The sequence below is a fragment of the Bradyrhizobium cytisi genome (assembly GCF_008123515.1).
In the GTDB taxonomy this organism is placed as follows: domain Bacteria; phylum Pseudomonadota; class Alphaproteobacteria; order Rhizobiales; family Xanthobacteraceae; genus Bradyrhizobium; species Bradyrhizobium cytisi.
This window is the reverse complement of record NZ_VSSR01000023.1, coordinates 196366-209225: the sequence shown is the minus strand read 5'-3', so window position 1 is coordinate 209225 and position 12860 is coordinate 196366. Positions and strand designations below refer to the sequence as shown.

Sequence of the window (12860 nt, the reverse complement as noted above, 5' to 3'; positions counted from 1 at the left end):
TTCGCCAACTCCTGGATCAGGTAGCCTTCGCACTTGGTCAGGCCGTACGCCTGCGCGTCGGTCTCGATCATGGGGAAACCGACCATCCTGCTTGGACCACCCGGGGTTTCCAAAAGCAGGGTCGTGAGGAAGCTCGCGGCAGCCGTGGGCTGGCAGCACGTCCAGAGGTACCAAGCGGACGCGAGCGCCGATGGACAGTTCGCGGGTACCAGCAAGGGCTGGAGCAACACCGAAGCCTCGGTGCCGGCGCGCGCCGTGCTGGCGTCGAAGACGGCCAACCCGCTGGTGTTCATCGACGAGATCGACAAGGCGGCGTCCAGCCAAACCCACGGCAGCCTGTTCAATTCGTTGCTCTCTTTCCTGGAGCAGGAGACGGCGAAAAATTACCGTGACCAATCGACCGACTGCGAATTCGATTTTTCAGCAGTCAGCTTCATCTGCACGGCGAACGACGTCAGCGTGCTGCCGAGTCACCTGCGGGACAGATTTCGTGTGGTGAAGGTGCCGGCGCCGCGGCTGGTCGAACCTGCCGTTGCTGGCGGGTTCGATCATCGACGACATGCTGCTCGAGGACGAATGGGTCGGGTACGCCGCTCCGTTCGCGCCGGACGAGCTGAACGTCATGGCGAAGGCCTGGCAGGCGCGCGGCATGTCGATGCGCGCGCGCTGCAGAAGATCGTGCGGGCGACGCTGGAAGCCCGCGACACTAACGCGATGCGCCACTAAGGGAGGACGCGATGTCGAACACAGGAATCAAGGAAACGCTGGCGCGCGATCTCGAATGCTACACGTGCGGCGAGCAGCCATCCCCGCTTCTGATGCAGCGCGCGCCTGTCACGATTGGTCGACCGAGGTGAAGGCGATCGGAAAGGAGTTCGTTCTCAAGGTGCGCGGCCACGTGAAGGGGCACCCGGACCCGGCGTTTCAGGACGGCGACAAGATCAGCACGACCGCCGTGTTTTGGTTCGACCGCAAGTCCAGGTGGATCCGGACGGCGCAGCGGGTCTACCTGCTGGGCGAGCAAGCCGGCGACGACATCCCGCTGGATGGGGTGGCCGTGTGATGGCGGCCGCGCTGATCGGATTCGTCGTCATGGCGCTGCTCGCGGTCGTCGCCGGCGAGCTGCCCGAGCTGCCGTGGCGGCGGCGCCTGGCCGATGCCGGCCGGTCGCGGCTGGCGGCGCGGAGGGAGAAGCTGCGATGGTAGTGCACGCGATCCTGTCGACGAACGGCGCGCCCCCGGTCGTCGGCGAGCGGCTGCTCGTGGCCATACCGACGTCGACGACGAACCCTCACTCGATCGGCCGGATCGTCACGGTGGCGCCCCGCGCCGGCGGGCACATGCCGACGTACGACCTAACGGTGGAGATCGAGAACGCCGACGATGCCGCCGCCAAAGCTGCGTTTCAGCGCTCCATCGGGCTCGACTCCTACGCCGACCATGCGGACGCGGAGCGCTGGCACGCCGTCGATGTCGAACATTTCGGTCGGAGGGGATTCGCCCGCAACCATTGGCATGATTACGATTCCTGATTGCCGCGCAGCAACCCGTGGACCAGGCCGCCGAGCTGGAGAGCCGCCGTCCGCGAGGCCGTCGAGGCCTGCGGCGGCGATCCGCTCGATGCGGTGCGCGCGCTGATCGTCGCGAACGCGGCGCTCGAGCAGGAGCTGGCGGAGGTCTATGCGAGGGCGAGTTTTGGATTCCTGCGCGGGCGACGGGTGCCTAGGCGCAAGGACTAGCGGAAGCGCGGCCGGGGCGCCCAGTCCGGCACCTCGACGACCGAGTCGGGAATAAAGTCGGGATTCGGCGACCAGGCGTAACCGGCTGGATTGCAGACGATGCGAGTCAAGTCGCCGCCGTCGCCGCCCACGGTGTAATCGTGGCTGTCGTGGACGTGACCGTGGATCCACAGGGCCGGCCGGTACTCCGCGATCGCGTCGGACAGGTCGCTAATGAAGGAGGCGTTCATCGCCTCGTCGTCGGCGTAGCGCGGGTGCAGCGACCCGGGGTGGACCCCGTGGTGGGTGATGCACACGGTCGGGCCGTCGTGCTCCTCGGAGAGGCGATCGGTCAGCCAGCGTCGTTCGGCCAGATGGCGCTTGAGGGCCTCGACGGGCGTGAACGGCTTCGGGAATTCGGCGCCATCCGAGGTCCGGATGAATTTGTTGTCGTTCAGGTACCGTCCGGCGTGGAGGCCGTGCGCCTGGCTCTCGGCCTCGAAGCGGTAGTCGGTCCACAGCGTGCAGCCGAGGAAGCGGACGCCGTCGATGATCGGCACCTCGTCGGCGTCCAAAAAGGTGACGTTCGTCCCGCGCGACCTGTCGCGGATCATGGCCGCGGCGTCCTCTTTGATGCTGCCGTAATATTCGTGGTTGCCGGCGACGAAGAGCACGGGCTTGTGCCACAGCGCGCGCTGGTTGCTCATCCAGCTCACCGCCCGGTAGGCGTGGTGGACGTCGCCGGCGAACACCGCGACGTCGAAGTCCAGTTCCTCGGGCACGTTGTAGCCGTGCGACCAGACCTCGCCGTGCAGGTCGGATGCGGTGAAGATTATGGCCGGGACGATCGCCTCGGTGCCGGCAAGAGGCAAGGATTCGAAATCTTGGGTACAAAAGTGGGTACAGCGACCGCTATTCGGATTTTCCGACGATGAAAATGACCGGCCTAAATGCTGACAAGATATTGAATTGGAAGGAGAATATCTTGGTAGCGGGAGAGGGACTCGAACCCCCGACCCCAGGATTATGATTCCCGTATTCTGGACACTGCGTAGCTCTTGTTAGATACGTTGTTAGTAGATTTGGGGTAATCGCACTGCCGATCGCAAGCTGCGCTGTGGCCGAGATGGCTGAGAAACAACGCGACCACATCGCTGTTCGGCCTAGTGGGTGTGTCCCGGGCAGCTTTGGACCAGCCTCGCGCAGATTGATTCTCCTTGCAGCTACGCCTCCGGCCCTAACAGAATAATGCGCTGCCGCATCTCGGGTCGCATAGCGCACACCAATTTCCCAATGTCCTCGTGCCAGATCGAGGCGAAGACGAGGACCAAGTCATAAAGCCCCACACCGGCGAGGATGTTGCGCAAGAATTCTCTCCGTTGCCTGATGAATGAGGCAGCCGTACCACCTATCGATCTGTCATCCATGACGATGATGCGCCGGTCCCGCGAAAGAAGAATAATCAGAGCAGGCTTGGTGTGCGAGTCGAAGTACGACCACTGGTCCAGCCCCTGAAACGTGGCAAGCACGGCATCGGACCGCTTGAGAACCCCTCGCGCTTCAAGCGCCGCCAACGCCCGCTCCTCCAGCGGCTCTTCTAAAATTGAAGCGCGCCGGCGCCTGGCGGCCGTCTTGCTGTTCTTCTTGAGCATCCCCCTGAGTTGAACGATCGTCAGCCTGCCCTCGGCAACATCCTTGAGCAGCTGCTGCCGTCTCTCGGGCTCGCGCGCGGCAATGCGAGCGACGCGCTCCACGGCAGCCACGGGCATTCGAGCTCCGGACGGCAGCTCAGTGATGCCCTCGGCCTCCAGGTACTGGGCAGCCGAGATAAAACGCCGGAGCGTATTGTCGCTCAGCTTCACCCGCTTCGACAGCTTGGCGATGTAGTCGCGGCGATCACCCCGGCCCAGCGCCTCGTATGGCCGGACGTGAGGCCGAATATAAGCGAACCACTCGCTGGCTAATCTTCCTGGAGATGGGGACATGCGCTGAGGAGGCCGAATGGAGAGAGGAAAGGCCCATTAGTATAAGCCAGTGCACTGGCTTAACCACGAGAAACCTACTGTTGACGAAAGAGGCGCTTCGCGTGACACTGCCCAGGCGCGCTGTTTTCCAGTCAATACGAACTAGCGCGCTCGATGCGGGATAGAGAAAGTGATGGCTACGGCCGAAGCGACGATCGAGAAAGAGCACGCGGCCTTCTGCGTTACCTTCGGAGTAACGTGGGGGAAGCAAGGCTTTGCTTCGGCATCCCTCTCCAGGGGGCTGGAAACCGAGCGCCCGCATTGGGGCAGCCAGCCTCATCTGGACGGGGCAACCCACGCCGAAATGGGCCTTCGTGGAAATTTCGTGGAAACCACCCCTTCAGGCCTCAGGCGCGGGGCGCCTAAGTCATTGAAGAGGATGGTGGGCACGACAGGGATCGAACCTGTGACCCCTACCATGTCAAGGTAGTGCTCTCCCGCTGAGCTACGTGCCCTAATAGTCCACTTACGTCGGGTGGGGTCCCTATAACGGCTCGGGGGAGCCGGTGCAAGGACGGAAGGGGGCCAATTTAGGCCGCCAGCATCTTGTTCACTTCGCTCACCAATTCGCGCAGGTGAACGGGTTTCGACAGCACCTTGGCGTTCTTGGGGGCGTCCGAATCCGAGTTCAGGGCGACCGCGGCGAAGCCGGTGATGAACATGATCTTGATGTCGGGGTCGAGTTCCGAGGCCCGGCGGGCGAGCTCGATGCCGTCCATCTCCGGCATCACGATGTCGGTCAGGAGCATCTCGAACGGCTCTTCCCGCAACCGCTGATAGGCGGCCATGCCGTTGTCATGGGACGAGACCTGGAAACCGGCGTTTTCCAGCGCCTTGACCAGGAAACGGCGCATGTCGTTGTCGTCTTCGGCGAGCAGGATTTTTGGCATGGCAGGAACGTCGAATCCCCAAAGGATATGCAGAGGTCACTAAGCCCGACAGAGGGTAAATTTCGGGTGAAAATCTTTACCATGGGCCCGACCGGTGCGGCCCCTTGTGAACCCGAATGCGGCATGAATCAATCGAGACGCGTCTGCACATCCCCGTCTCCCTGCCCGCACGGTTAAGACATGTTCCAGCGCCGATCGCATCTTTTCGCTTGGCAGAATGGTTGCGATTCCGGACAATGACGACACATAAGAGCCGCTCGATCGGCCGAATCACTCGATCTGGGGCTTGCTGGATTTTGGCCGGATCTTGCGGCGTGAAGGGACGAAGCCTGAGAAGATGACCCGGTTTGACGGCGCGGTGTCGCCAGCCTTCGAGATCGTGGAGCCCGCCGAGTGGCGCGCGCCTGTTATCTTCAACTCGCCCCATTCCGGCTCGACCTATCCGGACGAATTCCTCGCAGCATCGCGGATCGACGTGCCGCAGCTTCGGCGGTCCGAAGATTCCTTCATGGACGAGTTGATCGGCCATCTGAGCGATCGCGGCTTTCCGACCGTGCGGGTGAACTTTCCCCGCTCCTATGTCGACGTCAATCGCGAGCCTTATGAGCTCGATCCCCGCATGTTCACCGGCCGGCTGCCGAGCTTTGCGAACACGCGCTCGATGCGGGTCGCGGGCGGGTTGGGCACCATTCCGCGCGTGGTCGGCGACGGCCAGGAGATCTATCGCGAGCGCATCCTGGTCGACGACGCGCTGGCGCGGATCGAGACGCTGTACAAGCCCTATCATCGCGCGCTGCGCCGGCTGATCAACAAGGTGCACCAGATGTTCGGCACCGTGGTGCTGGTCGACTGCCACTCGATGCCGTCGGTCGGCGTCTCTCGAGACGAGCCGCGCCGCCCCGATGTCGTGATCGGCGACCGCTACGGCACCAGCTGCGCACCGCTGCTGCCCGACCGCGTCGAGGAGACCATGACCGGGCTCGGGTATTCGATCGGCCGCAACAAGCCCTATGCCGGCGGCTTCATCACCGAGCATTACGGCAACCCTGCGAGTGGCCTGCACGCGGTGCAGCTCGAGCTCAATCGCGCCATCTACATGGACGAGCGACGCCGCGAGCGCGGCCCGCGCTTTGCGCAGGTGGCGCGCGACTTTGGCGTCCTCGCCGATGTGCTGGCGACCACGATTCCGTTCGGCGATCTCGGCCCGTTCCAGGCCGCGGCGGAATAGACGCGACTCTTTCCCGAAAGATCGGGCTCTCCGCGAGAGGCGCGAATGCGTTTTCGCTTCGCGAGCGTACGCGCGCTAAACTGAAAACGGGCGACATAAGAAAAAAGGGCCGCTTCTGATGAAGAAGCGGCCCAAGTCTAGGGAGGAAACGCCCAAGGAGGGCAGCGGTAACGCGAGAAGCGCTACCGCACCGCAACAATATGCGGCCGCGTCGCACAAAGTGCAAGGGCTTTTGAGCCGTTTCCCATGCAAAAACACATGGCTCGTTTGCTTCCAGCGAAATCCAGATTCAGTTTCTTTGATAAGGAATTTCAATGGGTTGATAGTCATTTGCATACGAACGAGGCATACAAGGAACTAAGTTCTCAACACTGTGATCGATATTTGGCCAGCATATGGCTCGCCGAGGGCAGGCGGCATCCGCATCCAAAATACCAGGGTGCAAATCAAGACAGCGCTGCACGCGAGAAGCGAATTGAGCTAGGCAGATGAAAGCTTCACCCGAGTTTCGTTTTGAGGATGCGCCGTGACGGTGATCGACTTCTCAGCCTTCATCGGGCGGCTTGCCACCGCGTCCGGCGAAACCATCCTGCCGTTCTTCCGGACTTCGCTCTCGATCGACGACAAGAGCAAGACCAAGGATTTCGATCCGGTGACGGAAGCCGACCGCGCGGCGGAAGCGGTGATGCGGCGGCTGATCAAGGCCAGCTTTCCCCAGCACGGCATCGTCGGCGAGGAATTCGGCAATGAGCGCGACGACGCCGACTATGTCTGGGTGCTCGACCCCATCGACGGTACAAAGTCCTTCATCGGCGGCTTTCCGATCTGGGGCACGCTGATCGCGCTGCTGCACAAGGGCATGCCTGTCTACGGCATGATGCACCAGCCCTTCATCGGCGAGCGCTTTTCCGGCGACAACGGCTCGGCCAACTACAAAGGCCCGTCCGGCGAGCGCCGGCTCCAGGTCCGCCGCTGCGCCTCGCTCTCGGAGGCGACGACCTACACCACCAGCCCGCTGCTGATGAACGAGCGCGACCGCGCCATTTTCGGCCGGATCGAGCAGGGCGCGCGGCTGTCGCGCTATGGCGGCGATTGCTATTCCTATTGCATGCTGGCGGCCGGCCATGTCGATCTCGTGGTCGAGACCGAACTGAAGCCTTACGATATCGCAGCCCTGATCCCGATCGTGACCGGCGCCGGCGGCGTCGTCACCACCTGGGAAGGCAAGCCGGCCCAGGGCGGCGGCCGCATCGTCGCGGCCGGCGACGCCAGGGTTCACGAAGAAGCACTGAAACTGCTCAATCCATAACAAGCGCTCGCGGGAGGCTTGCATGACCATCTCACGCAGGCTTCTCGCTAAATTGTTCTTTAGATTGTTTTTGGGATTGTTTCTGCTGCTGCCGTCAGTGGCGGCGGCGCAGATTTTTCCGGCAAAACCGATCAAGCTGATCGTGCCGTTTCCGGCCGGCGGCCCCAACGACATCATCGCCCGCGTGGTCGGCCAGCGCATGTCGGAACTGGCGGGCCAGCCGGTGCTGATCGACAATCGCGGCGGCCAGGGCGGCGTGCTCGGCACTGATGCGGTCGCCAAGAGCGCGCCCGACGGCTACACCATCGCCATCTCCTCTGCCGGCGCACTTGCGATCAGCCCGAGCATGGAGAAGGTCGCCTACGACACGCTCAATGACCTGACTCCAGTGACGCTGGTTGCGACCGTGCCGGAAATGCTGGTCGTGGCGGCCAATTTGCCCGCCAAGGACATCGGCGAATTGATTGCGCTTGCGAAAGCGCAGCCCGGAAAGCTCAACTTCGCCTCCTCCGGCCCCGGCAGCCTGCCGCATCTCGCCGGCGAGCTGTTCAAGCTGACGGCCAGCATCGACATCGTGCACGTGCCTTATCGTGGTGCCGCGCCCGCGGTGAACGATCTCTTGGGCCAGCAGGTGCAAATGACGTTCCTCGACCTCCCGGTGCTGCTGCCGCAGGTCAAGGCCGGCGCGCTGAAGCCGATCGCGATCGGCTCGGCGGAACGCGCCCCGACCGCGCCCGACGTGCCGACCACGAAGGAAGCAGGCTTTCCGGATCTGCGCATCGAGAACTGGTACGGCATGGTCGCGCCCAAGGGCACGCCGAAGGAGATCGTCACCGCGCTGCATGACCTCGCGACCAAGGCGATGGCGGATCCCGCGGTGAAGGAGAAGCTCGCCGCGCAAGGCGCGACGCTGATCGGCGACGAGCCGGAGCATTTTCGCGCATTCATTGCGGACGAGACCGCGAAATGGGCGAAGGTGATCAAGGACGCCGGCGTGGAGACGGCGAAGTAACCGGTTTACACCTCTCCCGCTTGCGCCCCGCAAACGGGAGAGGGAGCCGATCGCCCGCATGGAAGTACGTCGCATTTACCCTCACACCGCAGCTGCGCGCAGATGCTCTACCAGCATCTTGGCCGGCCGCGGCAGCGCCTTGAAGCTCCGCGCGCAGATCACGAGCTTGCGGTTGGCCCAGGCGTCGCGCAGGCGGACCATGGCGAGTGGCATCAGCTTGGCGCAGCGGCGGGCGGCGGCTTCGGGCACCAGCGCGACGCCGACATCGGCTGAGACCAGCTGGCAGATCGCATCGAAGTCGCGCAGCCGCGCCCGGAAATGCGGGCGCATGCCGAGCCGGGCGGCATGCTTTGAAATATGCATCTGAAGCGCGGTGGCGCTGGTCAGGCCGACGAACTCGCAGGCGTTGGCCTCCTGGAAATCGATCTGGCGGCGGCCGGCGAACGGGCCGCGCTTCGATGTCACCAGCGTCAGACGGTCCTCGCTGAACACGAAGCGCTCGATATGATCAGGCAGCGCGTGCTCGGCGGCGAAACCGAGATCGGCGGCGCCGGCGGTGATCGCGGCTGCGATGTCGGTGCTCTCGCGCTCCTCGATGTCGATGGCGACGTCGGGATGCTCGCGCAGGAAGCCGGCCAGCGCCTTCGGCAGATGCTCCGACAGGCCCGACGTGTTGGCAAGGAAGTGCACGCTGGCGCGCACGCCGCTGGCAAAGCCCGCGAGATCGCCGCGCATGGCGTCGATCTGGTGGATCACGAGCCGCGCATGGTCGAGCAGGCTCTCGCCGGCCGCGGTCAGTTCGACACCGCGGCGCCCGCGCTTGAGCAGCGCGACGCCAAGCGCGTCCTCGAGCCCCTTGATCCGCGCGCTGGCGGAGGCCAGCGCCAGATGCGAGCGCTCCGCGCCGCGGGTGATGCTGCGCTGGTCGGCGACCGCAATGAAGAGCTGGAGATCGACGAGGTCGAAACGCATTGTTGCCTCCTCCAAACCTAGCTTTCGTCGTGGACGAAGGCTGTCTCCGTAACCTCCAGATTGTGCGTGGGCGCGGCTTCGGTCAATGTGCAGGTCATGATTGACCCGCTTCTCATTCTCATCGCCGCCATCTTTCTTGTCGCCGGATTCGTCAAGGGCGTCGTCGGGCTCGGCCTGCCGACGGTCTCCATGGGCCTGCTCGCGGTGAACATGGCGCCCAGCCGCGCGATCGCCATCGTGATCGTGCCCGCCATTGTCACCAACATCTGGCAAACCTTTGTCGGCCCCCATCTGCGCGACATCCTGAGGCGGTTGTGGCCGCTGATGATCGGCACCGTGATCGGCTGCTGGCTCAACGCCGGCGCGCTGACCGGACCCTACGCGCGCTACGGCACGGTTGTGCTCGGCATCCTGCTGGTGATCTACGCCATCATCGGCCTCAGCACATTCAAGTTCCACGTCGCACCGCAGAACGAGAAATGGGTCGGCGGCGTGGTCGGCGTGATCACCGGCGTGATCTCGGCCTCAACCGGCGTGCAGGTGATCCCCTCGATGCCGTTCATGCAGGCGATCGGCATGGAGAAGGACGAGCTGGTGCAGGCGCTCGGCGTGTTCTTCACCACCGCAACGCTGGCACTCGCCTTCAACCTGACCGCCGGCGGCCTGCTGACCCCGGCCAATGCCGTGCCGGGCGCCGTCGCCATGGCCATGGCGTTTGCCGGCATGTTCATCGGCCAGTCGGTGCGGGCGCGGATGCCGGCGGAAGCGTTCCGCCGCTGGTTCCTGGTCGCGATGATCTTGCTCGGTGTCTATTTGGCCGGCAGCGCGCTGCTGAAGGAATTCGCCTGACGCGAGATCCACTCATCCGTTCGGATGAGCTACCGCGTCTCCAGCATCGCGACGCGGATGCCGAGATAGATGAAAAGGCCGCCGAGGGTCCGGTTGACCCAGGCGATCACGCCCTCGGACTGCCGCAGCCGGCGGGCCGCCTTGGCCGCGAACGCCGCCAGCACCAGGCACCACAGCGTCCCCGTGCAGATGAAGATCAGGCCTAGCGTCAGGAAGGCGAGCGGCTTGTGCACGGAATCGGCTGCGACGAATTGAGGCAGGAAGGCCAGGAAGAACAGCGCGACCTTGGGATTGAGCGCGTTGGTGAGGACGCCCTGGAGGAAAACCCGCCGCAGCGAGCTCCGCTCGGCCTCGTCCTTGACCGCCACCAGCGCCGGGCGCGACCACAGCATTAAAAGGCCGGTCAGGACGAGATAGGCCGCGCCGACCAGCTTCAGGATCGAGAACGCGGTGGATGAGGCCATCAAAAGCGCCGAAAGGCCGATCGCAGCGCCCGCGACGTGGAAAAGGCAGCCGCAACTGATGCCGAAGGCCGCCGCTGCCCCGCCGCGCCAGCCCATCTGCATGCTGCGGCCGATCACATAGACCGAATCCGGCCCCGGCGCGACGTTGAGCAGCACACCCGACAGGACGAAGAGCCAGATTTCATGAATGCCCAGCATGTGAGAGGCTCCGCCGCCCGGTCGGGCGGTCCCAGGGGATTGGCCTTAATCGGTCCGCACCCCGCCGTCCACCGCCGGAATTGCGTGGGATTTGCATCGAATTTGCAATGCGGATCATACTTTCGCTCGGCCTCATCTGCTCTATAAAGGCAGGGTTCTGAAAATGCGGGATTCGAGGCGACTGCCACGCGGTGGCTGTCCCCTCTCCCTTGGAGCTCCGAGGATATGGAAAGACGTCTGGCCGCCATCGTCTGCGCCGATGTCGCCGGCTATTCGCGGATGATGGGCACTGACGAGGCCGGCACCCATGCCGCCTTCAAGGCCCATCGCAGCGCGATCCATCCGATCATCCTCAATCACGGCGGCCGCGTCGTCAAGAACACCGGCGACGGCTTCCTGCTGGAATTCCCCTCCATCGTCGGCGCCGCCGAGGCCGCGATCGCGATGCAGCTGCTGATGGCGGAGCGCAATCACCATCTGCCTGCCGAACGCACCATGCAGTTCCGGCTCGGCATCCATATGGGTGACGTCATCGCCGACGAGGACGAGGTGTTCGGTGACGACGTCAACATCGCCGTCCGGCTGGAATCGGTGGCGAGCCCCGGCGGGTTCGCGATCTCGGCCAAGGCCTACCGCGAGGCGAGCAAGCATCTCACCGTGCCGCTGGTCGACGGCGGCAACCACCGCTTCAAGAACATCAGGGATCCGGTCGGGGTCTGGACCTGGACGCCCGACGGCGCGACCGCACTTGCGCCGGAGCTGAAGGAAGGGTCCGCACTCTCGCAGCAATACCGCACTGCCATCGTCGGCGTGCTGCCCTTCGCCAATCTCAGCGACGCCCAGGACGAATATTTCTCCGACGGCCTGACCGAGGACCTGATCCACGCGTTGTCGCTGCAATCGTTCTACCGCGTGCTGAGCCGCAACTCGACCTTCGCCTTCAAGGGCAAGAATGTCGGCACCCGCGTGATCGCGCGCGAGATCGACGCCACCTATCTGATCCAGGGCTCGGTGCGGCGCGCCGGCGCCAAGATCCGCGTCACCGCCGAGCTGATCGCGCCGGAGACCGGCGAGCAGCTCTGGACCGGCCGTTACGACCGCGACATCGGCGATCTCTTTGCGATGCAGGACGAGATCACGACCAATCTGTCCGCCGCCATCGCCACCGAGATCGTCCGCGCCGAGGCCTCCGCGCCCGCGCGCCCGACCAATGACATCACCGCCTGGGACCGCTTCCTGAAGGGCCTGTCGCATTATTACCGGCAGACCAAGGAGGATCTGAGCACGGCCGTCGACCTGTTCCGGGAAGCGATCGCGCTCGATCCCAAGCTGTCGATCGCGCATGCCTATCTGGCGACGATCCAGATCCAGAGCATCCAGTTCGGCTGGGTCAAGGGCACGCGCGAGATGTGGGCCGAGGCGATGAGGCTTGCCGAAACCAGCGTCCGGCTCGACCCGCGCTCATCCTTCGCGTTCTCGGTCCTGTCCTGGGCGCACGCATTGGAAGGCCATGACGAGGCGGCGATGGACGCCGCCAAGCGCGCGGTCGCCCTCAACCCCTACGACATGGGCGCGCGCGGCGTGCTCGGCATCTGCCACTTCGTCGTCGGCGAGCACCGGCAAGCGATCGAGCTGTTCTCGATGGCCGCCCAGCGCGACAACAGCGACCCGCGCTATCAATGGGCGGCGCTGAATGCCTTCAGCCACTATCTCGTCGGCCAGTATGACGCGACCCTGTCGTGGGCCCGCGAGCAGCTCTACGTCAATCCGAACCACATGCAGGCGCTCGCGATCCGCGCTGCGGCGCTGGCGCAGCTGGGACGGACCGGCGAGGCGATCGAGGCGACAGGCATGCTGATGGGCAACTACCCGACCCTGAATGTCGACCGCCATTTGCGGAATTTTCACTGGAAGCGGGCCGAGGACATCGCGCATTACCGCGACGGGCTCCTGAAGGCGGGCGTCCCGGCCAGCAAGCTCACCCTGGTCCAGAGCGACGTCAGACGCGCCGCCGAATCCTGAAGGCGAGCCTGCGCATGCGCTGCAATCTCACCTCCGGCTTTATTGACACGACAGTGAATTCAACCACACTTCTCCACACGCTGAAGTAGTATAGATTGCTGCCGGTTTGTTAGCACTTTCCGCGCTTGATCGGCGCGTCTGTATTTCACGATTCGCTGTTTTCAGGATTTTGGG

The 12860-nt window shown here is 64.1% G+C and carries 15 protein-coding genes and 1 tRNA gene; 10 read left to right on the top strand and 6 right to left on the bottom strand.

The annotated features are described in order from the left end of the window. Positions 1-69 precede the first annotated feature (69 nt). The 5 genes from FXB38_RS15920 (at position 70) to FXB38_RS15905 (ending at position 1739) form a co-directional block, all read left to right on the top strand. Entirely contained in the window at positions 70-726 is a 657-nt protein-coding gene (locus tag FXB38_RS15920) for an AAA family ATPase (RefSeq protein ID WP_148751802.1), read from the top strand. Between the two features lie 127 nt (positions 727-853). Further along, a complete protein-coding gene (locus FXB38_RS15915) occupies positions 854-1063 on the top strand; it encodes a hypothetical protein (protein WP_148751801.1) in 210 nt (69 codons plus the stop codon). Next, positions 1063-1206 carry a hypothetical protein gene (locus FXB38_RS42740; protein WP_187434906.1) on the top strand — a complete coding sequence of 48 codons (144 nt, stop codon included), beginning with the start codon at positions 1063-1065 and terminating at the stop codon, positions 1204-1206. The genes FXB38_RS15915 and FXB38_RS42740 overlap by 1 nt, the downstream gene beginning before the upstream one ends. Beyond that, a complete protein-coding gene (locus FXB38_RS15910) occupies positions 1200-1532 on the top strand; it encodes a hypothetical protein (protein ID WP_148751800.1) in 333 nt (110 codons plus the stop codon). The genes FXB38_RS42740 and FXB38_RS15910 overlap by 7 nt, the downstream gene beginning before the upstream one ends. Next, on the top strand, positions 1533-1739 hold the full coding sequence (locus FXB38_RS15905; protein WP_246229913.1) for a hypothetical protein: 207 nt from the start codon (positions 1533-1535) through the stop codon (positions 1737-1739). Here FXB38_RS15905 and FXB38_RS15900 read toward each other — a convergent pair. The 4 genes from FXB38_RS15900 to cpdR all read right to left on the bottom strand — a co-directional run bounded on the left by FXB38_RS15900 (position 1736) and on the right by cpdR (position 4632). Continuing rightward, positions 1736-2590, bottom strand: a complete 855-nt coding sequence (locus FXB38_RS15900) for a metallophosphoesterase (protein ID WP_187434905.1) — start codon at positions 2588-2590, stop codon at positions 1736-1738. The two genes, FXB38_RS15905 and FXB38_RS15900, sit on opposite strands and share 4 nt — an antisense overlap. A gap of 351 nt (positions 2591-2941) precedes the next feature. Then, the gene (locus tag FXB38_RS15895) at positions 2942-3580 is read right to left on the bottom strand and encodes a hypothetical protein (RefSeq protein WP_148751798.1); all 639 of its coding nucleotides are present in this window, start codon (positions 3578-3580) and stop codon (positions 2942-2944) included. 542 nt (positions 3581-4122) lie between these two features. Then, positions 4123-4197 (bottom strand) — tRNA-Val (locus FXB38_RS15890). 75 nt (positions 4198-4272) lie between these two features. Then, on the bottom strand, positions 4273-4632 hold the full coding sequence (gene cpdR, locus FXB38_RS15885; protein ID WP_007597092.1) for a cell cycle two-component system response regulator CpdR: 360 nt from the start codon (positions 4630-4632) through the stop codon (positions 4273-4275). A 337-nt stretch (positions 4633-4969) separates the two neighbouring features. Here cpdR and FXB38_RS15875 point away from each other — a divergent pair, with 337 nt between their 5' ends. The 3 genes from FXB38_RS15875 to FXB38_RS15865 all read left to right on the top strand — a co-directional run bounded on the left by FXB38_RS15875 (position 4970) and on the right by FXB38_RS15865 (position 8181). After that, positions 4970-5860 (top strand): N-formylglutamate amidohydrolase, encoded by an 891-nt coding sequence (locus tag FXB38_RS15875; protein ID WP_148751797.1) that lies wholly within the window; start codon positions 4970-4972, stop codon positions 5858-5860. 526 nt (positions 5861-6386) lie between these two features. Continuing rightward, positions 6387-7169 (top strand): histidinol-phosphatase, encoded by a 783-nt coding sequence (hisN, locus tag FXB38_RS15870; RefSeq protein ID WP_148751796.1) that lies wholly within the window; start codon positions 6387-6389, stop codon positions 7167-7169. A gap of 22 nt (positions 7170-7191) precedes the next feature. Next, positions 7192-8181: a Bug family tripartite tricarboxylate transporter substrate binding protein gene (locus FXB38_RS15865; protein ID WP_148751795.1), complete on the top strand. Its 990-nt coding sequence runs from the start codon at positions 7192-7194 to the stop codon at positions 8179-8181. Positions 8182-8262: 81 nt separating this feature from the next. Here FXB38_RS15865 and FXB38_RS15860 read toward each other — a convergent pair whose 3' ends face one another. Beyond that, entirely contained in the window at positions 8263-9153 is an 891-nt protein-coding gene (locus FXB38_RS15860; RefSeq protein WP_148751794.1) for a LysR substrate-binding domain-containing protein, read from the bottom strand. Between the two features lie 96 nt (positions 9154-9249). Here FXB38_RS15860 and FXB38_RS15855 point away from each other — a divergent pair, with 96 nt between their 5' ends. Next, entirely contained in the window at positions 9250-10002 is a 753-nt protein-coding gene (locus tag FXB38_RS15855) for a sulfite exporter TauE/SafE family protein (RefSeq protein ID WP_148751793.1), read from the top strand. Between the two features lie 29 nt (positions 10003-10031). Here FXB38_RS15855 and FXB38_RS15850 read toward each other — a convergent pair whose 3' ends face one another. Continuing rightward, positions 10032-10664, bottom strand: a complete 633-nt coding sequence (locus FXB38_RS15850) for a LysE family translocator (RefSeq protein WP_148751792.1) — start codon at positions 10662-10664, stop codon at positions 10032-10034. A 225-nt stretch (positions 10665-10889) separates the two neighbouring features. Between FXB38_RS15850 and FXB38_RS15845 the strand changes: the two genes are divergently transcribed. After that, positions 10890-12686 carry an adenylate/guanylate cyclase domain-containing protein gene (locus FXB38_RS15845; protein ID WP_148751791.1) on the top strand — a complete coding sequence of 599 codons (1797 nt, stop codon included), beginning with the start codon at positions 10890-10892 and terminating at the stop codon, positions 12684-12686. Positions 12687-12860: the final 174 nt, after the last annotated feature.

Bases quoted from the DNA above. Each gene is read 5' to 3' on its own strand.
- FXB38_RS15920 (WP_148751802.1), top strand. From the start codon at position 70: ATGGGGAAACCGACCATCCTGCTTGGACCACCCGGGGTTTCCAAAAGC.
- FXB38_RS42740 (WP_187434906.1), top strand. From the start codon at position 1,063: ATGGCGGCCGCGCTGATCGGATTCGTCGTCATGGCGCTGCTCGCGGTC.
- FXB38_RS15910 (WP_148751800.1), top strand. From the start codon at position 1,200: ATGGTAGTGCACGCGATCCTGTCGACGAACGGCGCGCCCCCGGTCGTC.
- cpdR (WP_007597092.1), bottom strand. From the start codon at position 4,632: ATGCCAAAAATCCTGCTCGCCGAAGACGACAACGACATGCGCCGTTTC.
- FXB38_RS15875 (WP_148751797.1), top strand. From the start codon at position 4,970: ATGACCCGGTTTGACGGCGCGGTGTCGCCAGCCTTCGAGATCGTGGAG.
- FXB38_RS15865 (WP_148751795.1), top strand. From the start codon at position 7,192: ATGACCATCTCACGCAGGCTTCTCGCTAAATTGTTCTTTAGATTGTTT.
- FXB38_RS15860 (WP_148751794.1), bottom strand. From the start codon at position 9,153: ATGCGTTTCGACCTCGTCGATCTCCAGCTCTTCATTGCGGTCGCCGAC.
- FXB38_RS15855 (WP_148751793.1), top strand. From the start codon at position 9,250: ATGATTGACCCGCTTCTCATTCTCATCGCCGCCATCTTTCTTGTCGCC.
- FXB38_RS15850 (WP_148751792.1), bottom strand. From the start codon at position 10,664: ATGCTGGGCATTCATGAAATCTGGCTCTTCGTCCTGTCGGGTGTGCTG.
- FXB38_RS15845 (WP_148751791.1), top strand. From the start codon at position 10,890: ATGGAAAGACGTCTGGCCGCCATCGTCTGCGCCGATGTCGCCGGCTAT.